The following is a 23,151-nucleotide window of genomic DNA, read 5'->3' as shown; positions in this document are numbered from 1 at the left end:
AGCCCCGGCGCCAACCTCGGTCGAGGCTGGCGCCGGGCCCGCCGGGCCTCAGACGGTATCGACCTTCAACGAATGGTCATTGAGCATGCCGTTGATGATGGTCGCGGTATCCGCGCCCCCCGCGATCACTCCGCCCGCGCCCGGCGTCACCCCGTAGTGCTCCGCCAGGTTGACCCCGGCCAGATCGATGGTCTGGGTCGGCGAGGCCCCCGCCGCCGCGCTGACGTCGATACTGGTGATCAGCGACGGACCGCTGCCAGTGACCGTGAAGTGCAGGTAGTCATCCAGCGATGCGCTGCTGGCGTTCTCGCCCTGCAACAGTTGCGACAGGTCGAGTTTGTCGATACCCGGCGTGAAGTCGGTGACCAGGTCATGCCCGCTGTTGCCCTGCTGCCACTGGAAGGTGTCGCTGCCGCTGCCACCGGTCAGGGTGTTGTTGCCCATCCCGCCGATCAACAGGTCGTCGCCGCCACCGCCGTTGAGCACATCGTTGCCCAGGCCGCCGGTGATGATGTTGGCGTTGTTGTCGCCGGTCAGGGTGTCGTTGTAGTTGGAGCCCACCAGGTTTTCGATGGCGGTCAGGGTATCGGTCCCAGCGCCACCGGTGTTCTGCGCACCGAGCAGCGAGAGGTCGACCGTGACCCCGGCACTGGCATGGGCGTAGCTGGCGGTGTCGTTGCCCGTGCCGCCGTCGAGCAGGTCGTTGCCCGGCCCGCCGAACAGCAGGTCGTTACCCGCGTCGCCATGCAGGGTGTTGTTGCCGCTGCCGGCGATGAGCACGTCGTTGCCGTCGCCGGCATTGATCAGATTGTCGCCGCTGCCGGCCAGCAGCACATCGTCGCCAGCGGTGCCGGTCAAGGTATGGCCGTCCTGATAACTGATGCTCACCGCCGCGCTGTCGCTGCCGCCATGGCTGTCGCTGGCGGTGTAGGTGCCGTGGTAATCCGGCGTGGATTCCTGGCCGCCCGCGTAGTTGACGGTCATGGTCAGCTGGTAGTTTTCCGAACCGTTGGCGTTGCCGCCGCTGGGGTTGGTCAGGTTGGTGATGTGGATCTGGTAGATGCCGTCCGCCCCCGCGGTGAACGAGCCGCCATCGGCGATCGCGATGTAGGCCCCGCCATTGAAGGCATACTCCATGCCCACCCGGCCCGCCGTCAGGTTGTGATCCAGGTTCAGGGTCTCGCCCTGTTTCAGGCTGACGCTGATCACATCCTCATCGTTGTCATTGCCGTTGTTGATGCTGCCCAGGAAGCCGCTGATCACCACCGCGGCCGTCATCGCCGCCGTATTGGCATTGAACGAGGCCCGGGCGACGCTCAGGGTCTGGTTGGACCCTCCGGTGAAGCCGATGGTCTGCAGGCTGCCGGCGGTAAAGTCCGCCCCAGGGGACAGCCAGCCGGTGTTGAAACTCGTCGGCGCAGCCGTCAGCGGATCGCCGTTGGCATCACTGTCGTTGGCCAGCAGGGCATCGGCCGGCACCACGATAGTGCCCGACAGAATGTTGGTGATGATGTGGTCGTCGCCCGCCACCGGCGCCGCGTTCGGATTGACCTTGACCACCAGGGTCGAGCTGGCCAGGTCGCCGTCGTTATCGCTGACGGTAAAGCCGACTGTCTCGGTCAGCACCACGCTGGTGACGTTCTGCGAGCTGTAGGTGTAATCGCCGGTGTCGAGTTTCACCACCAGTGTGCCGCCGTTGTTGGTGGCGATGCTGAGGCTGTTGTCCAGGGTATCGAAGGTGCCGTGGTTGACCCCGCCGCTGAAGCTCAGCGAGCCCTGGTTGCTATTACCGTTGGGGTCATAGGTGTAGGTGGTGCCATCGACCACCAAGGTCTTGATGAAACCGCCGTCGGCGCCGAACGAGCCACCTTCGCCGAGCAGGCTGCCGGTGACCGGGGTGCCCTGTACCGTACCGGCCAGCACCGAGTCGAGCTGGTTCAGGTCGGTGACCACCACGGCATTGGTATCGATGTGGGTACTGCCGTCATAGGCCAGCGGGTCGAGGTTGCTGTTGCTGACACCGCTGCCCAGGCCGATTGCATAGTTCTTGATGCCGTTGGCGTCGAGGAAGGCTTTCCAGGCGGTCTCGTCGGCGGTGCCGATCTCCTGGCCATCGGTGGGTTTGCCGTCGGAGAAGAAATAACCGACGTTCTGCGCCCCGCTGATCTGGCCACTGGTGACAAACGCCAGCTTCGCCGCGGCCACGGCCGCATCGTAGTTGGTGCCGCCGCCCGCGGTCAGGGAGGCGATGATCGACTTGGCCGTCGCCACATCGACCCAGATCGGCGTCTTGTCCGTGGCGCTGCTGCTGAAGGTGACAATCTGCACCTTCACATCGCCCATGTCGTCGTACTTGTCGAGCAAGGTGCTGATCGCCTGCTTGGCCAGTTCCAGGCGCGACAGGCCGGGGACACCCGACGGGTCGGCCATGCTGCCGGATACGTCGATCACCAGCAGCAGGTTGGAATCGACCTCCAGCGCAGTGACCGCCCGCTCGCTGGCGACCGCCTGGGGTACATCGTCGACGATGCTGATCTGGATGGTGCTGGTGGTGGTATTGCCCACCGCGTCAGTAGCCTTGTAGGTGAAGCTTTCGCTCAGCACGTTCGGGCCGTCGTTGGCGTTCGGCGAGGTTTTCGGCGCCGAGGTCAGGGTGTAGCGGTAGGTGCCGTCGGGGTTGAGCAGGATCTGCCCGTAAGTGCCGGTGGCGCTGCCGACCAGGGTGTAGGTAATCGCACCGCTGCCGCCGGAGACCGAGCCGACCAGGGTGCCGGTGGCGGTTTCGCCGGTATTGCCCGGGTCACTGCCGGTCACCGTACCGGCCGCCAGGTCCTGGCCGTCCTTGCTCAGGTCCAGGGCCTTTTCGAAGACAGTGATGTCCTGGTCGGTGACCGCCCTGAGTTCGTTGCCGCAGATCTGGATGGTGATGGTGGTGGTGCTTTCATCGCCGTCCGCGTCACGCACGGTGTAGACGAACACATCTTGCGAATCAGGAGCGGTGACCGAGTTCGGATTGCTGTGATAGGTCGCGTTGCCGAAGGCGTCCAGGGTCAGCGTGCCATACAGGCCGTTGATGGAGGTGTTCAAGCCGCCAATGGCCGAGGTCGAGGTGTCGCTGCCGGCGCGCACGCCGACCACCGCGCCAGTGATTGCCGGGCCATCGGCGCCACCAATGTCGTTACCCAGCACGTTGCCGCTGAGGGTCGTGCCTTCGTCGGCCATCACCACATCAGGGTGAGCGGTGGGCAGGTCGTCGACGATATTCACATCCAGCACCCCGGAGGCGCTGCTGCCGTCGCCATCGCTGGCGAACACATTGAAATGCTCGGCGATGCTGTTGGCCCCCAGCCCCGTCGGATGGCTTTCATTGTCGAGCAGGGTGTAGCTGTAGGCGACGACACCGATACTGGCGTCGTAGCCGGTAATGGTCAGCACGTTACCCAAGGCCGTCAGGATCGATTGCGGGAAGCTCGCGGCCACCCCGCCCGTTACCACGTTGATCCCGCCCACCGTCAGGGTTTGCAGGCCGTCCGGTGCGTTGACCAGGAAGAAGCCGCTCTGGGTCAAGGCCGGGGCGTTGGGGCTGGTGCCATCGCTGAGGTGCTTCTCGTAGACCGTCAGCTCGCCGCCCTCGATATCCAGGCAGTGCAGGGTCACGCAGTCGTCGTTGTTATGGACGTTCAGCACCAGGTTGGCGGTGCTCGGGTCGCCATCGGCGTCGGTGAGGGTGTAGGCGAAGGTCTCGGTAGCGCTGCCATTGCCCTGCAAGGCCTTGAAGTCGGCGTCCGCGGTGTTGAGGGTGTAGGTGTAGGTGCCATCGGCTGCGAGGACCAGGGTGCCGTAGGTGCCGGTGAAGGTACCGGCGGTCACTGGGCCTGTGGGTACGCGGTCAGCGCCCTGCACGTCGTTGGTCAACACATTGCCGCTGAGCACCAGCTGGCTTTCCGAGGCCACGCCATTGCTGTCATCGACTGCCGTTGGCAGGTCGTCCACCACATTCACATCCAGCGAACCGCTGGCCGTGCTGCCATCGGCATCGGTCGCCACCACATTGAAGTGTTCGCTGAGGCTGTTGGCGCCATTGGCGGTTGGGTGATCCTCGTTGTCCGTCAGGGTGTAGCTGTAGCTGATCACCCCGGTGGCGGCGTTATAGCCCGTGATGGTCAGAGTGTTGCCCAAGGCCGTGGTCACCGATTGCGGGAAGCCTGCGGCCACCCCGCCCGTCACCAGGTTGATCCCGCCGACCGTCAAGGTCTGCAGGCCATCCAGCGCGGTCACAGTGAAGGTGCCGCTCTGGGTCAGCGCCGCGGCATCCGGGCTGCTGCCGTCCGCCAGGTTTTTCTCGTAGACCGTCAGTTCGCCGCCGTTGGTATCCAGGCCATCGAGGGTCACGCCGTCATCGTTGTTATGGATATTCAGCACCAGGTTGGCGGTGCTCGGGTCGCCATCGGCGTCGGTGAGGGTGTAGGCGAAGGTCTCGGTGCCGTTGCCATTGCCCTGCAAAGCCTTGAAGTCGGCGTCCGCGGTGTTGAGGGTGTAGGTGTAAGTGCCATCGGCTGCGAGGACCAGGGTGCCGTAGGTGCCGGTGAAGGTACCGGCGGTCACTGGGCCGGTGGGTACCCGGTCGGCGCCCTGCACGTCGTTGGTCAACACATTGCCGCTGAGCACCAGCTGGCTTTCCGAGGCCACGCCATTGCTGTCATCGACTGCCGTTGGCAGGTCGTCCACCACATTCACATCCAGCGAACCGCTGGCCGTGCTGCCATCGGCATCGGTGGCGACCACATTGAAATGTTCGCTGAGGCTGTTGGCGCCATTGGCCGTTGGGTGGGCCTCATTGTCGGCCAGGGTGTAGCTGTAGCTGATCACCCCGGTGGCGGCGTTGTAGCCCGTGATGGTCAGGGTGTTGCCCAAGGCCGTGGTCACCGATTGCGGGAAGCCCGCGGCCACCCCGCCCGTCACCAGGTTGATCCCGCCGACCGTCAGGGTCTGCATGCCGTCCAGCGCGGTCACGGTGAAGGTGCCGCTTTGGGTCAACGCGCCCGCATCCGGGCTGCTGCCGTCCGCCAGGTTCTTCTCGTAGACCGTGACTTCGCCGCCTTCGGCATTGAGACCCTGAATCACCACCGTGTCGTCGTTGTTGTGCACCTGCAACACCAGGTTGGCGGTGCTGCTGTCGCCGTCGGCATCGGTCAGGGTGTAGGTGAAGCTGTCCGTACCGTTGCCGCCGCCCTGAAGCGCGAGGAACGCCGGGTCGCTGGTATGCACGGTGTAGGTATAGGTACCGTCGGCGGCCAGCACCAGGGTGCCGTAGGTGCCGTTGAAGGTGCCGGCGCTGATCGGCCCGCTGGGCACCCGGTCGGCGCCTTGCACATCGTTGGTCAGGACATTGCCGCTCAGGGTCAGTTGGCTTTCCGAGGCGACGCCATTGCTGTCGTTGAACGCCTGGGGCACATCGTCGGTGATATTGATATCCAGCGAGTTGCTCGCCGAATCGCCATTACTGTCGCTGGCGACCACGGTGAAATGTTCGCTCAGGTTGTTGGCACCGTCGGCGGCGGAATGGATTTCGTTGCCGACCAGGGTGTAGCTGTAGCTGACCGTACCCGTGGCAGGATCGAAACCGGTGATGGTCAGGGTGTTACCGAGGGCGGTGGTGATCGACTGCGGGAAGCTGGCGGCCACCCCGCCACTGACCACGGCGATCCCGCCCACGCTGAGGCTGAGCAGCCCGTCGGGGGCGGAGACACTGAAGGTACCGTTCTGCACCAGCGCCGCGGGATTGCTCGCCGAGCCTTGGGGCAGATTGGCTTCGCTGAGGGTCAACTCGCCATTGGCGACCGACAGGCCGCCCAGGGTGACCGGGTTGTTCGGTGGGGGTGGGGGTGGCGGTGCGATACCGCCATCGTCGCTAGGCGGTACCGCGGCAATCCGCTCAGGCACGAACTCGGGAATGCCGTTGAAGCCCGCGGTGGGGAAACCAATGATCGGCTCGACCCGACCCGCGACTTCTTCAAGCAGTACAAAGGTATGCCCGCCACCCAGGGCGCCAGCGGTGCCACCCGTAGCCCCGGGGCCGGCCGCGGTGGCTTCGCCAGTCTGCGTCGGGTCGGCGCCGGCAGCGATGGCTTTCTGCAGTTGCTCGACATCGGTCAGTTGCGCCTCGCTGGGGGTCACGACTTCAGGAGCCTGCACATGGGGCGCCTGGTTCGCCAGCAGTTGCGGGGTCAATTGCAGGCTGCTGTCGCGCCCGAGGGTCAGTTCCTGGCCGTTCTGCAGATGCACGGCTACCGCGCCCTGCGCACCGGTCACCAGTTGATCCCCCGCAAACAGACGATCGCCTTCTACCAGAACGCGCCGGCTGCCATCCGCCGCTACCGCTACCACCTGCCCGATTACCTTACTGACGACACCGATTAACCTAGCCATGAGCACTTCCTCCGCTGCCGACCGCTATCGGCATCTGGTTGCACGGAAAAGTGCTATGGCGTTATCGGGTCACCGACGGGAAACGCCAGCCTGAAGGTTCGCTGATTGCTGCTCAGTCGAACCTGCGCACCGGCCTTCCCTCTCGCTCGTCCCTCGCTGGCCTGCTGTTTCTGCCGAAGGCAAAACCGAATGCAATCAAACGCATTCAGGCTTCGGACAGCCCTCCCGCGAAAGTCGCGACATGGATTCAAACACTGCAAGTGACAAAAAAATGTCGCTATAAAATCCGTATCGCACCCTCCCCACCGCTCCTCTCCCGCCCTATGTCGCAAATTTTGTTGAACCTTTTCAAGCCCCTGAAAAGCCCTCTAGAGCCTATAAATACGGGGCTTGCGAACTGAACAATGTGCTGGATTTCACAGAGTGCATAAGTTTTTTTCAGCATAAGCCTTATGAGAAATTCTTCTTAGCTTGCGCTCAGGATGTTCTTAGCTCTGTTGTTACAAGCCTGAAACGGTTTGACCTATAAAGTTCGTCATTTTTTTGGCGACTGCAAAGCACCATACATGGACCAGGGAGATGTACCTCATGCGCGTTTTTACCCCCCTCAGTAGCGCGATTTTATTAGCCATGGCCTGCATTCATCAGGCCCAAGCCATGTCTCTGACGGAGGCGATTCAAAGCACGCTGGACAACCACCCGGAACTGCGCGCGAGCCAGAACAACCGTCTGTCGGCTGATGAGGACGTCAAGGTCGCCAAAGGGGGCTTCTATCCATCGCTGGACCTGAATGCTGCCTATGGCCGTGGCTACAGCGACAACACCACCACGCGCGCGTTGGGCAACCATCACACCGAGACCCTGACCTATACCCAGTCGGAGTTGCGCCTGCGGCAAATGCTCTTCGACGGCTTCAATACCGCCAACGAAGTCGGGCGTACCCAGTCGGTCTCCAACTCGCGGGCCTACTACACCCGCGGTACCGCCGAGAGCCTGGCCCTGCGCACCATCGAGGTGTACCTGGAAGTGCTCAAGCGCCGCGAACTGGTGACCCTGGCCAAGAACAACCTGCAGGCGCACCTGCGGGTCAACGACCAGATCGGCCTGCGCAGCGAACGTGGCGTCGGCAGCACCGCCGACCTCGACCAGTCCAAGGCCCGTCGCGCCCTGGCGGAAAACAACTACGACACGGCGCAGGTCGACCTGGCCGACGCCGAGGCCAACTTCTTCAGCGCCGTGGGCCGTATGCCCGACGAACTGGAAAGCCTGCCTTCGGTGCGCGGCGAGATCCCCGCCAGCCTGCCGGATGCCCGGCAGAGCATGCTGGAGAACAACCCCTACCTGAAATCGGCCCAGGCCGACGTGCAAGCGGCCGAGAGCCAGTACGAAGTCGCCAAGTCGCCGTTCTACCCACGCTTCGATGCCGAGGCCGCGGTGGGCGCCAACGACAACGTGCAGGGCGACAAGGGCCACGACAATGAATGGCGAGTGGGCGTGGTGATGAACTACAACCTGTTCCGCGGCGGCAGCGACAAGGCCCGCCTGCAATCGGACGCGCACAAGATCAACCAGGCCATGGACATCCGCAACAACGCGCTGCGCATGCTCAACGAGAACATCACCCTGGCCTGGAACGCCATGCTCAACGCCAAGAAGCAGACCCCCACCGCTCGCGAATACGCTGAAACCACCACCCGCGTACGGGCCGCTTACCAGGACCAGTTCGGTCTCGGCCAGCGCACCCTGCTCGACCTGCTGGACAGCGAAAACGAGCTGTACAACGCCAACCGCCGCTACACCGAGGTGCGTTACACCGAGGAGTTTTCGATGTATCGCGTGCTGGCGAACATGGGCGAGTTGTTGAACAAGGAAAAAGTCGTGGTGCCAGCCGAAGCGATCGCCCAGACCGAAGTGAAGAGCGAAGCCCGTCTGCCTGAGATGCGTTAAGTCCTCGGAGGACTTCAATGTGACCAGCATGGAACCCGGGAGCTCAGGCGTCGATCCGCGCCTGAGCTTTGATGACCCGTTGTTGGACGGATTGTTGATCCTCTGCAAACTGCACGACTGCACCGTCAGCCGGGCCAGCCTCAGCGCGGGGCTGCCCCTGGCCCAGCAACGCCTGAGCCTGGACCTGCTGCCCCGCGCCGCGGCCCGCGCCAGCCTGCAGGCCCGCCTGCTGCGGCGTGAGCTGTCGGCGATCTCCAGGCTCAACCTGCCGGTGCTGCTGATCCTCAAGCATGGCCGCTGTGCGGTCCTGCGCCGCTGGGGCGATGACGGCCAGGCGCTGATCCTGCCCAGCGAAGCCGAAGGCGGCGAGCAATGGGTCAGCCAGGCGGATCTGAACGATGACTACAGTGGCCAGGCGCTGTTCGCCCGGCCACGCCACGAACTGGAAGAACTGCGCAATTCCCTGGTACCGCGGGTCGAAGCCTGGTTCCGCGACACCCTGAAACTCTCGCGCTGGCTGTACAGCGACGCGATCCTCGCCAGCCTGCTGATCAACCTCCTGGGGTTGATGGTGCCGCTGTTCGTCATGCAGACCTACGACCGCGTGGTGCCCAACCAGGCCACCTCGACCCTCTGGGTGCTGGCCATCGGCCTGTTGATCGGCACCGGCTTCGAGCTGGTCCTGCGAGTGGTGCGCGCCCATCTGCTGGACAGCGCCGGCAAGCGCACCGACGTGATTCTCTCCGCCACCCTGTTCGAGCGCATCACCGGCATGGCGATGAAAGCCAAGCCGGCGACCATCGGCGGCTTCGCCCAGAGCATCCATGACTTCCAGGGCCTGCGCGAGTTTCTCACCGCCGTGACCCTGACCAGCCTGATCGACCTGCCCTTCGCCGTGCTGATGCTGCTGGTGATCGGCCTGCTCGGCGGCTGGCTGGTGGTGATCCCGCTGCTGGCGTTTCCCCTGACCATCGTCTTCGCCATGCTGATCCAGGCCCGCCTGCGCGACACCGTGCAAAAGAGCCTGAGCCTGGGCGCCGAACGCCAGGCGCTGCTGATCGAGACCCTCGGCGGCCTGGAAACCCTCAAGGCCTGCAGCGCCGAAAGCGAACGCCAGCACCGGTGGGAAAGCACCCACGGCGCCCTCACTCGCCTCGACAGCCACGCGCGCAATCTCTCGGCCCTGGCCACCAACGGCACCCTGTTCATCCAGCAGTTCTGCGGCATGGCGACCATAGTCGCCGGGGTCTACAGCATCATCGCCGGCAACCTCAGCGTCGGCGCGCTGGTGGCCACCTACATGCTCGGCAGCCGGGTCCTGGCGCCGCTGGGGCAGATCGCCGGGCTGATCACCCGTTACCAGCAGGCGCAACTGACCATGCGCAGCACCGACGCCCTGATGGCCTTGCCCCAGGAACGCGATGCCCGCCAGCGCCCGCTGGAGCGCACGCAACTGCAAGGCGCGCTGGCGCTCAATCAGGTGACCTTCCGTTATCAGGGGCAGAATGCCGCGGCCCTGAGCAATATCAGCTTCAGCATGCAGCCCGGCGAACGCATCGGCATCATCGGCCGCAGCGGCTCCGGCAAGAGCACCCTGGGGCGCCTGGTCATGGGTTTCTATGCCCCCGAGGAAGGACAGTTGCTGCTGGACGGCCTGGACCTGCGCCAACTGGACGTGGCCGACCTGCGCCAGCAGATAGGCTATGTCGCCCACGACCTGCCGCTGCTGGCCGGCAGCCTGCGCGACAACCTGACCCTCGGCGCCCGCTACATCAGCGATGCGCGCATGCTCGAGGTCGCCGAGCTGACCGGAGTCACCGAGCTGGCCCGCCAGCATCCCCAAGGCTTCGACCGGCCGGTGGGCGAGCGTGGCCAGCTGCTGTCCGGCGGCCAGCGCCAAGCGGTGCTGCTGGCCCGAGCGCTGCTGCTGGACCCGCCGATCATGCTCCTGGACGAACCCACCAGCGCCATGGACAACAGCAGCGAAGACGCCCTGCGCCAGCGCCTGCACGCCTGGGTGCAAGGCAAGACCCTGCTGCTGGTGACCCACCGCACCTCGATGCTCAGCCTGGTGGAGCGGCTGGTGGTCCTGGACAACGGGCGGATCGTCGCCGACGGGCCGAAAGAAGCGGTCATCGATGCACTGCGCAAGGGCCGTGTCGGCTCTGCGGCGGTCTAGGAGTCGCCCCATGCCTGCCTCATCGCAATCACGCGGCTACTTCGCCAGCCTGCGCAAAAGCGCGGAAAGCGAGTTCATGCCCGAAACCGCCGGCGCCTCGCTGCAGGATTCGCCCCGCGGCTCGCGCATCGTCGTCTGGCTGACCACCGGACTGCTCGTCAGCGCCCTGCTCTGGGCCAAGTTCGCGGTGCTTCAGGAAGTCACCACCGGCGAAGGCAAGGCCATCCCGTCGAGCAAGGTGCAGGTGGTGCAGAACCTGGAAGGCGGCATCGTCACCGAGATCTTCGTGCGCGAAGGGCAGATGGTGAACAAGGGCGACACCCTGCTGCGCCTGGACGACACGCGTTTCCTGTCGAACAAGGGCGAAAGCGAGGCCGACCGCTATGCCTTGATGGCCCAGGTCGAACGCCTGTCCGCCGAAGCCGAGGGTCGGCCGTTCAAGCCGTCCGACGAAGTGGTGGCCAAGGCGCCCCAGGTGGCGGAGGACGAACGCTCGCTGTACGAACAGCGCCAGCGCCGCCTGGCCAGCGAACAACGGACCCTGAGCGAACAGCTGCGGCAAAAGACCCAGGAACTGGCGGAGTTCCGTTCGAAACAGGGGCAATTCAGTTCCAGCCTGGCCCTGCTCAACCAGGAGATGAACATGTCGGCGCCGCTGGTAAGTACCGGCGCGGTGTCACCAGTGGAGATCCTGCGTCTCAAGCGCAGCGCGGTGGAAATCCGCGGCTCGCTGAATGCCACGACCCTGGCCATTCCCCGGGCGGAATCGGCGATCAACGAAATCAGGAGCAAGATCGACGAGTCCGAACAGGGCTTCCGTTCCGACGCCGCCAAGGAACTCAACGAGAAACGCACCGACCTGTCGAAAATCACCGCCTCGAGCATCGCCATCGACGACCGAGTGACCCGCACCACCGTGACTTCGCCGGTGCACGGGGTGATCAAGCAGCTCAAGGTCAACACCATCGGCGGCGTGGTCCAGCCGGGCAGCGACATGCTGGAAATCGTGCCGCTGGAGGACAACCTGCTGATCGAGGCCAAGGTGCGGCCACAGGACGTGGCCTTCCTCCATCCCGGGCAGAAAGCCATGGTCAAGTTCAGCGCCTACGACTACACCATCTACGGTGGCCTGAGCGCCAAGCTGGAACTGATCGGCGCCGACACCATCGCCGACGACAAGGGCAACAGCTTCTACCTGATCCAGGTGCGCACCGACAAGAACCACCTGGGCGGCGACCTCAAGCCGCTGCTGATCATCCCCGGCATGGTCGCCACGGTGGACATCATCACCGGCGAGAAAAGCGTGCTCGACTACCTGCTCAAGCCGGTGCTCAAGGCGCGGACCGAGGCGATGCGCGAGCGCTGATACACCCGACCTGTAGCCGCTGCCGCAGGCTGCTCCGGGTCGCGCAGCGGCCCCTGGACCTGACACCGCGTACCTCCTGCAAGACCGAGGCGCCTGGATCGGCGCCCGCTTCGCGGTCGATCGCAGCCTGCGGCAGCGGCTACAGGTCTTTTGTCTGTTGGTGGTTACGTTGGTAGGTGTCTTCGCCCATTGCCGCGATCTGTCCGTCGATCAAGGCTTCGAAGGGCTTCAGCAAGGGCGCGAACGTGGCCGGTGCCTCCAGGACTTGCAGGGCCTGGACGATGGCCTCGATGGTCGACAGGGCCCCCGGCGCGGGCGCTTTGCGCAGCCGGTAACGGGACACCGTGCCTTCGGCCAGGGTCACCCGGGGCAACGCGGCCAGCAGCGGATTGAGGTGCAGCAACTTGCGCGCCTTGCGCCAGGTGCCGTCGGGCACCACCAGCAGCAAGGGCTGCTCGTCCGGCACGCTGGAATAGGCCTGCAATGGCTGCGCGTCCTCCGCCGGGAACAGCAGGCGCGCCTGATACCCGGGACAGTTCAACAGCTTCGGCAGATCGGCAAACACCTCGCCGACGATCAACTCGGCATTGTTCAACCCCAACGCCGCCAGCCGCGCGGTGTTCAGCGCGTGGCTCACTTCGCTGGGATGCTGCAACAGGAGTATCCGGGTGCGGCTGTCCAGCCGTGGAATCAGCGGGCACAGGCAATGGGTTTTCGGGCGCAGGCAACGCGGGCATTGAATTCTCGACATGGACGTCTCCTCAGGCCTGATTGAGCTGCGCCTTGAGCAGGTCGCGGAACGTCTGGATCAACGGTTCGCGGCTGCGCCCACGGCGGACGATCATCGAAAACGGCGCCTGATAACCGAAGGTCGCCGGCAGCAGCACGCGCAAGTCGCCCTTGTCGGCCCAGGCCTGGGCGTAATGCTCCGGCAGGTAGCCGATGTAGGCGCCGGACAGCACCAGGATCAGTTGCGCTTCCATGCTCTCCACCGTCGCCGCGCTGTGCTTGAAGCCGTGGCGCGCCAGCTCGGCCTGGCTCCAGTAGCCACGGCCGACCATGCGCTGCTGGGTGATCACCTGCTCGGGGATGCGCCGCTCGTTGAACAGCGGGTGCCGGCTGCTGCAATACAGCCAGTGCTGCTCGCGGTACAGCGGCATATATACCAGCCCGCTCATGCGCGTGGAGAACGCACCGATGGCCAGGTCCAGGCGGTTGTCCTGCACACCGAGCTGCAATTCGTAGGGGCTGAGTACCGACAGATGCAAATGCACCGCCGGGTGTTCCTGGCTGTAGGCACCGATGGCTTCGGCGAACGGCAGGGCCTTGTCGCTCACCGTCGAGTCGATCACCCCCAGGTTGAGGGTGCCGCGCAGTTCGCCCTTGAGCGCCGCGGCGTACTGCTCGAAACCCTCCAGCTCGCCCAGCAGGCGCAGGGTTTCCTGGTGGAACAGCTCGCCCTTGCTGGTCAGGCTGAAACCGCCGCGGCCACGGTGGCACAGGACCAGCCCCAGGGCCGACTCGAGCTGGCTCATGTAGGTGCTGATGGCCGACGTGGAGAGGTTCAGTTCGTGCTGGGCATTGGCGAACCCCTGATGCCGCACCACGCTGACGAAGATGCGCAATAGTTTCAGATCAGGTAAAGCGTTGGCCATGGGAGCTCCACAAGGAAAATCGACAACGGGGATCGGGTGTCAGGGTCATCCAGACCTCATTGGCGTTCCTTCATGAACAGCGTCGCGGCGCCGATTATGACCGCTGTGCGGCCAATCGCGGGCAAGCCTCGCTCCTGCTTCTGTAGGAGCGAGGCTTGCCCGCGAATGATCTCCGGTCCGGGCAGTGCCGCTCTCACAGGACCAGAGTCTATCCTTTACACCCGCCCTTAGTTTAGAAAAATCTGAACTAAGTATTTGCCCGTAGCGATTCTTCCCGCCCACTACATTTCGCAGAATCGGCCCCACTCGGTTTCGCCGGCAGTCATCGCCGCGCCACAAACCCCATAAATAAAACAACGATGAGGCCAATCCCGTGGACAAGATTCTCCACCAACCACTGGGCGGCAACGAAATGCCGCGCTTCGGCGGCATCGCCACCATGATGCGTCTTCCCCATGTACCTACCCCGGCCGGCCTGGATGCCGCCTTCGTCGGCGTACCGCTGGACATCGGCACCTCGCTGCGCGCCGGCACCCGCTTCGGGCCCCGTGAGATCCGCGCCGAATCGGTGATGATCCGTCCGTACAACATGGCCACCGGCGCCGCGCCCTTCGACTCGCTGAACGTGGCCGACATCGGCGATGTGGCGATCAACACCTTCAACCTGCTGGACGCCGTGCGCATCATCGAAGAAGCCTACGACGGCATCCTCGAGCACAACGTGATCCCGCTGACCCTGGGCGGCGACCACACCATTACCCTGCCGATCCTGCGCGCCATCCACAAGAAACACGGCAAGGTCGGCCTGGTGCACATCGACGCCCACGCCGATGTCAACGATCACATGTTCGGCGAGAAGATCGCCCACGGCACCACCTTCCGCCGCGCCGTCGAAGAAGGCCTGCTGGACTGCGACCGCGTGGTGCAGATCGGCCTGCGCGCCCAGGGCTACACCGCCGAAGACTTCAACTGGAGCCGCAAGCAGGGCTTTCGCGTGGTGCAGGCCGAAGAGTGCTGGCACAAGTCGCTGGACCCGCTGATGGCCGAAGTACGGGCGAAAGTCGGCGACGGCCCGGTGTACCTGAGCTTCGACATCGACGGCATCGACCCGGCCTGGGCGCCAGGCACCGGCACCCCGGAAATCGGCGGCCTGACCACCATCCAGGCGATCGAGATCGTCCGTGGCTGCCAGGGCCTCGATCTGGTCGGCTGCGATCTGGTAGAAGTCTCGCCACCGTATGACACCACCGGCAACACCTCGCTGCTGGGCGCCAACCTGCTATACGAAATGCTCTGCGTGCTGCCGGGCGTGGCGCGTCGCTGAGGCCCGGCCATGAGCGAGCGTGAGCAGGTCCTCAAAGCCGCCGCCGAGCTGGTGGCGGCCTTCGCCCGTAACGATCGCGAAGCCTACTTCGGTGCGTTCAGCACCGATGCCAGCTTCGTCTTCCACACCCTCGCCCAGCCCCTGCTGTCCCGCGACGCCTACCAAGCGCTGTGGGACAGCTGGCGCCGCGAGGACGGCTTCGAGGTGTTGTCCTGCACCTCGAGCAACGCGTTTGTCAGCCTGCAGGGGAACACCGCGGTATTCATTCATGACGTCGCCACCGAGCTGCGCATGCAAGGGGAGCAACACTTCAGCCAGGAGCGCGAGACCATTGTTTTTTGCAAACAAGGGTCCGGCACACAACAACAAGGCCTATGGCTGGCCTGCCACGAACATTTGTCCGCAATGCCGGAAGGGCTGCCACCCCCTTAGCCAGAAAGGTGACGCTCACGCACGATGAGCGCGCCCTAGTGATCGGAGCAGATCATGAATAACAACAACAAAGAAAAAAGCCTTAGCAGCATCGAAACGAACGGGGTCGAACAGATCCCCGACCATGAACGCGACGCCCGGCCCAGCGACCTGTTTCGCCTGATCTTCGGCGGCGCCAATACCTTTGCCACCGCCGTGCTCGGCAGTTTCCCGGTGCTGTTCGGCCTGTCCTTCCAGGCGGGTGTCTGGGCGATCGTGCTGGGCGTGATCCTGGGGGCATTGATCCTCGCGCCGATGGGCCTGTTCGGGCCGATCAACGGCACCAACAACGCCGTCTCTTCCGGTGCGCACTTCGGCGTGCACGGGCGGATCGTCGGCTCGTTCCTGTCGTTGCTGACCGCCATCGCCTTCTTCTCCCTCTCCGTATGGAGCTCGGGGGACGCCCTGGTGGGCGGCGCCAAGCGCCTGGTCGACCTGCCGGAAACCGACCTGACCCTGGGCCTGGCCTACGGCCTGTTCGCGATCCTGGTACTGACGGTGTGCATCTACGGCTTCCGCTTCATGCTGTGGGTCAACCGCATTGCCGTCTGGGCGGCGAGCCTGCTGTTCCTGCTGGGGATCTTCGCCTTCGCGCCGACCTTCGACAGCCAGTTCGCCGGTACCCTGGCCCTCGGCCAGGCGGGTTTCTGGGCGGCCTTCATCGGTGCCGCGCTGGTGGCCATGAGCAACCCGATTTCCTTCGGCGCGTTCCTCGGCGACTGGTCGCGCTACATCCCCCGCGAAACGCCGAAAGGCCGGATCATGCTGGCAGTGATCGCCGCCCAGATCGCCACCCTGATTCCCTTCCTGTTCGGCCTGGCCACCGCCACCATCGTGGCGATCAAGGCGCCCGACTACATCGCCGCCAACAACTACGTCGGCGGCCTGCTGGCGGTCTCGCCGAGCTGGTTCTTCCTGCCGGTGTGCCTGATCGCGGTGATCGGCGGCATGTCCACCGGCACCACTTCGCTGTATGGCACCGGCCTGGACATGTCCAGCGTGTTCCCGCGGGTGCTGTCGCGGGTCAAGGCGACCCTGTTGATCGGCGTGCTGTCGATCGCCTTCATCTTCATCGGACGCTTCGCCGCCAACCTGGTGCAGAGCGTGTCGACCTTCGCCGTGCTGATCATCACCTGCACCACCCCGTGGATGGTGATCATGCTGATCGGCCTGCTGGTGCGTCGCGGCTTCTACTGCCCGGACGACCTGCAAGTCTTCACCCGTGGCGAGCAAGGTGGCCGCTACTGGTTCCAGCACGGCTGGAACTGGCGTGGCCTGGGGGCCTGGATTCCCAGCGCGCTGGTCGGCCTGTGCTTCGTCAACCTGCCCGGGCAGTTCGTCGGTCCGCTGGGCAACCTGGCCGACGGCATCGATATCAGCCTGCCGGTGACCCTGGGCCTGGCCTCGCTGGTGTACCTGGCCCTGCTCAACCTGTTCCCGGAGCCGACCGCGGTCTACGGCCCCAACGATCCACGCAGCAAGAGCACGGATTCGCTCGGTAAACCGGTCATGCGCCAAGCCGCCTGACTCAAGCATGACCTGTAGCGGCAGGCTCGCCGGCAATCACGCCTCACACGACGGGTCCGCCAGATCGCGTCGCCTTGATTGCGGCAAGCCTCGCTTCTACAGCAAGCCACTATAAGAAAGACAATCGGAGACACGCCATCATGGCTTTAGATCTACTCGTCGTACTCATCTACGCCGCCGGCATGCTGGTGCTCGGCTATTACGGCATGCGCAAGGCCAAGACCCACGAGGACTACCTGGTAGCCGGCCGCAACCTGGGCCCGACCCTGTACATGGGCACCATGGCCGCCACCGTGCTGGGCGGTGCCTCCACCGTCGGCACCGTGCGCCTGGGCTATGTCCACGGCATCTCCGGCTTCTGGCTGTGCGCGGCGCTGGGCCTGGGCATCATCGCCCTCAACCTGCTGCTGGCCAAACCGCTGCTCAAGCTGCGGATCTTCACCGTTACCCAGGTCCTGGAAAAACGCTACAACCCGATGGCCCGCCAGGCCAGCGCGGTGATCATGCTGGCCTACGCGCTGATGATCGGCGTGACCTCGATCCTCGCCATCGGCACCGTGCTGCAAGTGCTGTTCGGCCTGCCGTTCTGGATTTCGGTGCTGCTGGGCGGCGGCGTGGTGGTGATTTATTCGGCGATCGGCGGCATGTGGTCGCTGACCCTGACCGACATCGTCCAGTTCGTGATCAAGACCGTCGGCCTGATGTTCATCCTGCTGCCGATCTGCCTGTACCGCGTCGGCGGCTGGGATGAGCTGGTGGCCAAGCTGCCGGCGTCCAGCTTCAGCTTCACCACCATCGGCTGGGACACCATCGTCACCTACTTCATGATCTACTTCTTCGGCATCCTGATCGGCCAGGACATCTGGCAACGGGTGTTCACCGCCAAGACCGAAAAAGTCGCGCAATACGCAGGCACCGTCGCCGGCTTCTACTGCATCCTCTACGGTCTGGCCTGTGCCCTGATCGGCATGGCCGCGCATGTCTTGCTGCCGGACCTGGACAATGTCAACAACGCCTTCGCCGCCATCGTCAAAGCCTCCCTGCCGGACGGCATCCGTGGCCTGGTGATCGCCGCGGCCCTGGCCGCCATGATGTCCACCGCCAGCGCCGGCCTGCTGGCCGCCTCCACCACCCTGACCGAAGACCTGTTGCCCAAGCTGCGTGGCGGCAAGCAGTCGAGCCTGGGAATCAACCGCCTGTTCACCCTGCTGACCGGCATCGTGGTCCTGGGCATCGCCCTGGTGGTCAACGACGTGATCAGCGCCCTGACCCTGGCCTATAACCTGCTGGTGGGCGGCATGCTGATCCCGCTGATCGGGGCGATCTTCTGGAAACGCGCGACCACCGCCGGCGCCATCGCCAGCATGGGCCTGGGTTTCCTCACCGCGCTGGCGTTCATGTTCAAGGACGGCCTGGACGCCAACACCCCGATCTACTACAGCCTGGCTGTCGGCCTGATCAGCTTCGTGGTGGTGAGCCTGCTGTCTCGTCGCCCGGCAACCCTGGCCAACGCGATCTAACCTCAGGTCAGACGCCGTACATTTTTCTTCGGCGGGTGCAGCGTCGGTGGCTGCACCCGTTTTTTTTCGCCTGGAGGAAAGTCGATGAAGATTGTCAGCCGCGACCGCTGGTTCGAAGTCAGAAGCCTGAGCGACGGGATTCGGCTGATCCACGAGCCCTATATCCGGCCGTTCTATCGCTGCAACCTGTGGCATATCCAGGGTCGCGACAGGGACCTGCTGCTGGACAGCGGCTCCGGCCTGGTCAGCTTGCGCGAACAGTTGCCCTGGCTCACCGAACGGCCCTTGCTGGCGGTGGCCAGCCATTGCCATTTCGACCATATCGCCGGGCATCACGAATTCCCCGAACGCCTGGTGCACCCGGCCGAGGCGCAGATTCTCGCCGCGCCTGACGGGGCCAATACCTTGTCGGCCGCCTTCGTTGGCGACGCGATGTTCGAGGCCCACCCGGATTGCCCGCTGTGCTACGCCGAATATCGGGTCAAGGCCGCCCCGGCGACGCGCCTGATCGAGGAAGGCGACGTGCTCGACCTGGGCAACCGTAGCCTCCAGGTGCTGCATACACCCGGCCATTCCCCCGGGGGGATCAGCCTCTGGGAAGCCGCCAGCGGCACCCTGTTCAGCGGCGACATCATCTACGACGGTCCGTTGGTCGAAGACGCCTACCACTCCAACCTGGAGGACTACGCTGCCAGCCTGAGACGCCTGTACCAGCTGCCGGTGCAGACTGTGCATGGCGGCCATTTCGGCAGTTTTTCGGGAACGCAGCTGCGCAGGATGATCGAGGATTGGATCCGCCGGCACCCATGAAGCTGTGCTGTACTGCACACAATCGCGCCCGCTTCAAAGACCATGCGCAGGCCCCTGGCGAAAAGAGCCAAGATGAAAAGAGCCGAAGTCCGACAAGCCGTGCATGACTTCATCAGCCGTCTGCTGGATGGCAACGACGGATTTGCCGACGATGTGAGCCTGCAGGAGCTGGGGTTGGACAAGCAGGATATCGAGGACCTGATCTTCCACCTGGAAGATCAGTTTGGACTGACCGCCTTCACCCACGAAGAAGACCAGATGCTCAAGGCGGCGAACAGCGCCAATGACTTGAGCCGGTTTCTGCTGAAGATTTCACGGCACTGAAGATTCCATGGCGCCAAGCACCATGGGCGGGTTACGTGCGGGGTGACTGGTTTGGATCAGAAGGCGGCAACCGTTCGCGAGTGAACCTGCCCTCGCGCGGCTGAAAAGTGGCGGGAGCAGGCTGGATGCCTGCCCCATTCCCGAGCCGATGGTTAGCGGCGACGCTGTTGCCGACGCCGTTGTTCGTCGTCTGTGCGGATTGGCACCGGCTGCAATGGCGGCTCGATCAGCCCCAGTGCGACCCCGAGGTCGTGAAGCCAGTTTTGCAGTTTCTCTTTCATAGTGCCCCCCTTAAGGGTCGTGCCTGGCGGCTGGGTTCTGAAGCCGCTTCGCTCTGATAATAGCGCTAACTTTCGCCCAGTGCTCCCCCCGGATAGCAATGATCTGTTACCGGATTAATCCGAATCAGCCAGCCCGTTTCAGGCCGTCGCCCGCTGATCCGTCTGACTCGCCTGTTGCAGTTCGATCCAGGCATTGAGGTTGGCGCCGAGCATGCCCTTGCGCCACATCAGCCAGGTGGTGGCACTGGCGAATGGCTCGGCCAGCGGGTGAACCGCCACACTCTCGCGACCGGGCAAGCTGGCGAGCATCGACGCCGACATCAGCGCCACCCCGGACCCGGCAATCACGCAGGCCAGCATTCCCTGATAGGACTCGATTTCTATCGCCCGCCCCATGGCCGCTTGGTAGTGGGCGAACCAGGACTCCAGGCGCAAGCGGTACGAGCAGCCGCGGCGAAAGGTAAATACCGCGCGCCCTTCGACATCCCGGGCACTGCGGATCGGCGGGTGGTCCGCTTCGCTGATCAACACCAGCTTTTCATCGCACAGCGGCACCCCGTCCAGGCTGGCCAGCTCCAGCGGGCCGTCCACCAGCACTGCATCCAGGCGCCCGGCCAGCAAGCCTTCGAGCAACTCGCTGCTGGGCGCCGATTGCACCTGCAGGTTCACCGCCGGGTAGGCGCGGTGGTAACGCGCCAGCAGCGCGGGTAATTGAATCGCTGCCGTGCTGTACATGGTGCCCAGTACGAAATTCCCGGCCGGCTGACCGCCCTGCACCGCCCCATGGGCCTCATCGCGCAGGGCAAACAGGCGCGCGGCGTAATCGAGCAGCACCTTGCCCGCCGGCGACAGTTGCAGCCGCTGCCGTTCCCGCAGGAACAGCTCGACCCCCAGTTGCTCTTCCAGTTGCTTGAGCCGCGTCGACAGGTTGGACGGCACCCGATGCAAGCGCTCGGCCGCCCGAGTGATGGAACCTTCCTCGGCGACCGCCTGGAAGATGCGCAACTGGCTGAACTCCACGACCATTCTCCAAAAGCGAACAAGTTACTTAATATTATTCATTTTTATAGAAAGTCAATCAGTCCTAGCCTGACGCTCATCGCCTCTTCGACGGAGCCCGGACCATGTCACCGCTGATTCGCTTACTCGCCAGTTTCATTGCCCTGATGATGGCCATGGGCATCGGTCGCTTCGCCCTCACCCCGCAACTGCCGCACTTGCTGAGCGAAGGTCAGGTCGACCTGACCGACACTGGCCTGATCGCCGCCGCCAACTACCTGGGGTATTTCATCGGCGCGCTGGATGCCATGTTCGCCCGCCGCCCGGCCCAGGTTCGCCGGCGTCTGTTGGGTGGGCTGTGGCTGTGCGTGCTGCTGACCCTGGCCTCGTCCTGGGCCGGCGGCTTCTGGGCGCATTCGGTATTGCGCTTCGGCACCGGCGTGGCCAGTGCCTGGGTAATGGTGATGATCGCCGCCCTGAGCCAGTCGCTGGCCCTGGCCGCCGGCCGGTCACGCCTGGGCGCCCTGGTGTTTGCCGGGCCCGGGCTGGGGATTTTCCTCACCGGCCTGCTGGCCCTGGGCTCGAACCTGCTGGGGCAAAGCTCCGCGATCCTGTGGCTGGTGTACGCCGCGGCCGGCCTGCTGATGCTGCTGGTGATCCTGCCGATCCTGCCGCAACCCGCCATGCCCGCACTGACCGCCCAGATGCCACACGCCTCGAACCACAGCGGCATCCCCCGCCTCGGGCTGATTTATGCGCTGTACGGCCTGGGTTACATCATCCCGGCAACCTTCCTGTCACAGATGGCCAGCGCACGCTTTCAAGGGCAATGGCAGGCCGACCTGTTCTGGCCGTGCTTCGGTCTGGCGGCGGCCATCGGCGTGGGGCTGGTCAGCCTGCGCCGACACAGCCCGAACGCCACCCGTCACTGGCTGATGGCGACCTTGTGGCTGCAAGCCGCCGGGGTCTTCGCCTGTCTGCTGGGCAGTGGTGCCGGCCTGGCGCTGGGGGTGACTCTTTGCGGCGCGCCGTTCCTGGCCTGCATGCAGTTGGTGATGCAGCGCTCGCGGGAGTTGGCGCCCCATGCGGCCCAGCGCAACGCCGGTTTGCTCACGGCCTGCTTCGCCATGGGCCAGTTGAGCGGGCCACTGCTGGCGGCCCTGAGCAGCCATTTCAGCGGTAGCCTGCAACCGGCGCTGATCGTCGCCGGCTGCAGCCTGCTGCTAGCGGGGGGCTTGCTGTTGAGGCAACAACCGCTTGCCCGGGAATGCCACGCCACGGCCTGAGCCTGGGGTTACAGCAGGCTGCGGATCCGCCGGCGCAGCCACTGTTCGGCGCTGACGAAGGTGATGCCCAGCAACACCAGCACCGCGCCAATGACGAAATTGAGGCTCAGGGGTTCGCCCAGCAACAGGACCCCGAAGGTGACACCGAACAGCGGCGTCATGAAGGAAAACACCGCCAGGTTGGCGGCCAGGTAACGGCGCAGCAGCCAGAACCAGGTCAGGTAGCTGAAAAAGGACACCACCAGCCCCTGGAACAGCACGCTGGCCACCGCCACCGGGGTCAGGTCGACATGGGTGACCTGGCCGCTCAGCACGGCGATCAGCAGCAGGCCGACAAAACCGACGATCAGCTGATAGAACAGGGTCAGGGTCGCTGGCGCCTCGGACAAGCGCGACGCGCGCACCACCACCGTGGTCGCGCCCCAGGCCAGGCCGGCCAGCACGCCCAGGGCGTCGCCAAGCAGCATGCGCGTGTCCAGGTTATCCAGCGAAATGCCGCCGGCGAAGGCCACGCCAATGCCGATGAACGCCAGCAGAATCCCCAGCCACTGCAAGGGCCTGAGGCGCTCGCTGGGCAGCAGCCAGTTCACCCCCAGCGCGGTGAAGATCGGCGCGGTATAGAGAAACACCGACATGTGCGCCGCGCTGGTGAGCTTGAGCCCTTCGGCGATAAACAGGAACTCCAGGCCAAACAGGCTGCCGGCCAGCAAACCGCCGCGCCAGGTACTGCCGATCTGCGACCAGCCGCCCTTCCAGCACATCAGCAAGGCCACCAGCAGCGCCGAAATGCCCGAACGCGCGGCCGCCTGCATCACCGGCGCGATATCCGCCGCGGCCCACTTGATCATCACCTGTTGCACGCCCCAGATCAGGCACAGCCCCAACATCACTTGCAGTGCGAAACCGTCGGCGCTGCGCCGCTCGATACTCACCGCAGCCCCTCGGGCAGATTCATAGACATGGCAGTTACTCGACAGAAACGACAAAGCCCCGGAACCGGTCCGGGGCAAAGAATGGATGTGCTGTCGATTAT

The 23,151-nt window shown here is 64.5% G+C and carries 16 protein-coding genes; 10 read left to right on the top strand and 6 right to left on the bottom strand.

Annotation, left to right across the window (positions count from 1 at the left end):
* Positions 1-48 precede the first annotated feature (48 nt).
* A complete protein-coding gene (locus CXQ81_RS10150; protein WP_101337135.1) occupies positions 49-6,429 on the bottom strand; it encodes a retention module-containing protein in 6,381 nt (2,126 codons plus the stop codon).
* A 588-nt stretch (positions 6,430-7,017) separates the two neighbouring features.
* Between CXQ81_RS10150 and CXQ81_RS10145 the strand changes: the two genes are divergently transcribed.
* The 3 genes from CXQ81_RS10145 to CXQ81_RS10135 are packed head-to-tail and all read left to right on the top strand — an operon-like array spanning position 7,018 to position 11,921.
* Entirely contained in the window at positions 7,018-8,376 is a 1,359-nt protein-coding gene (locus CXQ81_RS10145) for a TolC family outer membrane protein (RefSeq protein ID WP_007920684.1), read from the top strand.
* A gap of 19 nt (positions 8,377-8,395) precedes the next feature.
* Entirely contained in the window at positions 8,396-10,555 is a 2,160-nt protein-coding gene (locus CXQ81_RS10140; protein ID WP_101337134.1) for a type I secretion system permease/ATPase, read from the top strand.
* Positions 10,556-10,565: 10 nt separating this feature from the next.
* On the top strand, positions 10,566-11,921 hold the full coding sequence (locus CXQ81_RS10135) for an HlyD family type I secretion periplasmic adaptor subunit (RefSeq protein WP_007920682.1): 1,356 nt from the start codon (positions 10,566-10,568) through the stop codon (positions 11,919-11,921).
* 139 nt (positions 11,922-12,060) lie between these two features.
* Here CXQ81_RS10135 and CXQ81_RS10130 read toward each other — a convergent pair whose 3' ends face one another.
* Together CXQ81_RS10130 and CXQ81_RS10125 are read right to left on the bottom strand one after the other, a co-directional pair.
* Positions 12,061-12,672: a tRNA-uridine aminocarboxypropyltransferase gene (locus CXQ81_RS10130; RefSeq protein ID WP_101337133.1), complete on the bottom strand. Its 612-nt coding sequence runs from the start codon at positions 12,670-12,672 to the stop codon at positions 12,061-12,063.
* A 10-nt stretch (positions 12,673-12,682) separates the two neighbouring features.
* Positions 12,683-13,576, bottom strand: coding sequence for a LysR family transcriptional regulator (locus tag CXQ81_RS10125; RefSeq protein WP_007920680.1), 894 nt, complete (start codon positions 13,574-13,576; stop codon positions 12,683-12,685).
* A gap of 373 nt (positions 13,577-13,949) precedes the next feature.
* Between CXQ81_RS10125 and speB the strand changes: the two genes are divergently transcribed.
* The 6 genes from speB (at position 13,950) to CXQ81_RS10095 (ending at position 19,552) form a co-directional block, all read left to right on the top strand.
* Positions 13,950-14,900 (top strand): agmatinase, encoded by a 951-nt coding sequence (speB, locus tag CXQ81_RS10120; RefSeq protein ID WP_007920678.1) that lies wholly within the window; start codon positions 13,950-13,952, stop codon positions 14,898-14,900.
* Between the two features lie 9 nt (positions 14,901-14,909).
* On the top strand, positions 14,910-15,332 hold the full coding sequence (locus CXQ81_RS10115; RefSeq protein WP_007920677.1) for a nuclear transport factor 2 family protein: 423 nt from the start codon (positions 14,910-14,912) through the stop codon (positions 15,330-15,332).
* Positions 15,333-15,386: 54 nt separating this feature from the next.
* Positions 15,387-16,898, top strand: coding sequence for a cytosine permease (locus tag CXQ81_RS10110; RefSeq protein ID WP_101337132.1), 1,512 nt, complete (start codon positions 15,387-15,389; stop codon positions 16,896-16,898).
* A 140-nt stretch (positions 16,899-17,038) separates the two neighbouring features.
* Positions 17,039-18,418 carry a sodium:solute symporter gene (locus CXQ81_RS10105; protein WP_007920675.1) on the top strand — a complete coding sequence of 460 codons (1,380 nt, stop codon included), beginning with the start codon at positions 17,039-17,041 and terminating at the stop codon, positions 18,416-18,418.
* Positions 18,419-18,502: 84 nt separating this feature from the next.
* Positions 18,503-19,228: an MBL fold metallo-hydrolase gene (locus tag CXQ81_RS10100; protein ID WP_007920674.1), complete on the top strand. Its 726-nt coding sequence runs from the start codon at positions 18,503-18,505 to the stop codon at positions 19,226-19,228.
* A 72-nt stretch (positions 19,229-19,300) separates the two neighbouring features.
* A complete protein-coding gene (locus CXQ81_RS10095; RefSeq protein ID WP_007920673.1) occupies positions 19,301-19,552 on the top strand; it encodes a phosphopantetheine-containing protein in 252 nt (83 codons plus the stop codon).
* A 152-nt stretch (positions 19,553-19,704) separates the two neighbouring features.
* Here CXQ81_RS10095 and CXQ81_RS31440 read toward each other — a convergent pair whose 3' ends face one another.
* Positions 19,705-19,833 (bottom strand): PA1414 family protein, encoded by a 129-nt coding sequence (locus tag CXQ81_RS31440; RefSeq protein WP_009042667.1) that lies wholly within the window; start codon positions 19,831-19,833, stop codon positions 19,705-19,707.
* A gap of 138 nt (positions 19,834-19,971) precedes the next feature.
* Positions 19,972-20,853, bottom strand: coding sequence for a LysR family transcriptional regulator (locus tag CXQ81_RS10090; RefSeq protein ID WP_101339396.1), 882 nt, complete (start codon positions 20,851-20,853; stop codon positions 19,972-19,974).
* A 104-nt stretch (positions 20,854-20,957) separates the two neighbouring features.
* Between CXQ81_RS10090 and CXQ81_RS10085 the strand changes: the two genes are divergently transcribed.
* Positions 20,958-22,118, top strand: coding sequence for an MFS transporter (locus CXQ81_RS10085; RefSeq protein ID WP_101337131.1), 1,161 nt, complete (start codon positions 20,958-20,960; stop codon positions 22,116-22,118).
* Between the two features lie 8 nt (positions 22,119-22,126).
* Here the strand turns inward: CXQ81_RS10085 and CXQ81_RS10080 are convergent, their stop codons facing one another.
* Positions 22,127-23,050, bottom strand: a complete 924-nt coding sequence (locus tag CXQ81_RS10080; RefSeq protein WP_007920670.1) for a DMT family transporter — start codon at positions 23,048-23,050, stop codon at positions 22,127-22,129.
* Positions 23,051-23,151: the final 101 nt, after the last annotated feature.

It is taken from the genome of Pseudomonas sp. 09C 129 (genome assembly GCF_002843625.1).
In the GTDB taxonomy this organism is placed as follows: Bacteria; Pseudomonadota; Gammaproteobacteria; order Pseudomonadales; family Pseudomonadaceae; genus Aquipseudomonas; species Aquipseudomonas chlororaphis.
This window is presented reverse-complemented; position numbering and strand designations above follow the sequence as displayed.

What these genes read in the sequence shown, in the direction of transcription:
- CXQ81_RS10150 (WP_101337135.1), bottom strand. Translation starts at nt 6,429, where the DNA reads ATGGCTAGGTTAATCGGTGTCGTCAGTAAGGTAATCGGGCAGGTGGTA.
- CXQ81_RS10145 (WP_007920684.1), top strand. Translation starts at nt 7,018, where the DNA reads ATGCGCGTTTTTACCCCCCTCAGTAGCGCGATTTTATTAGCCATGGCC.
- CXQ81_RS10135 (WP_007920682.1), top strand. Translation starts at nt 10,566, where the DNA reads ATGCCTGCCTCATCGCAATCACGCGGCTACTTCGCCAGCCTGCGCAAA.
- CXQ81_RS10130 (WP_101337133.1), bottom strand. Translation starts at nt 12,672, where the DNA reads ATGTCGAGAATTCAATGCCCGCGTTGCCTGCGCCCGAAAACCCATTGC.
- CXQ81_RS10125 (WP_007920680.1), bottom strand. Translation starts at nt 13,576, where the DNA reads ATGGCCAACGCTTTACCTGATCTGAAACTATTGCGCATCTTCGTCAGC.
- CXQ81_RS10115 (WP_007920677.1), top strand. Translation starts at nt 14,910, where the DNA reads ATGAGCGAGCGTGAGCAGGTCCTCAAAGCCGCCGCCGAGCTGGTGGCG.
- CXQ81_RS10110 (WP_101337132.1), top strand. Translation starts at nt 15,387, where the DNA reads ATGAATAACAACAACAAAGAAAAAAGCCTTAGCAGCATCGAAACGAAC.
- CXQ81_RS10105 (WP_007920675.1), top strand. Translation starts at nt 17,039, where the DNA reads ATGGCTTTAGATCTACTCGTCGTACTCATCTACGCCGCCGGCATGCTG.
- CXQ81_RS10100 (WP_007920674.1), top strand. Translation starts at nt 18,503, where the DNA reads ATGAAGATTGTCAGCCGCGACCGCTGGTTCGAAGTCAGAAGCCTGAGC.
- CXQ81_RS10095 (WP_007920673.1), top strand. Translation starts at nt 19,301, where the DNA reads ATGAAAAGAGCCGAAGTCCGACAAGCCGTGCATGACTTCATCAGCCGT.
- CXQ81_RS31440 (WP_009042667.1), bottom strand. Translation starts at nt 19,833, where the DNA reads ATGAAAGAGAAACTGCAAAACTGGCTTCACGACCTCGGGGTCGCACTG.
- CXQ81_RS10085 (WP_101337131.1), top strand. Translation starts at nt 20,958, where the DNA reads ATGTCACCGCTGATTCGCTTACTCGCCAGTTTCATTGCCCTGATGATG.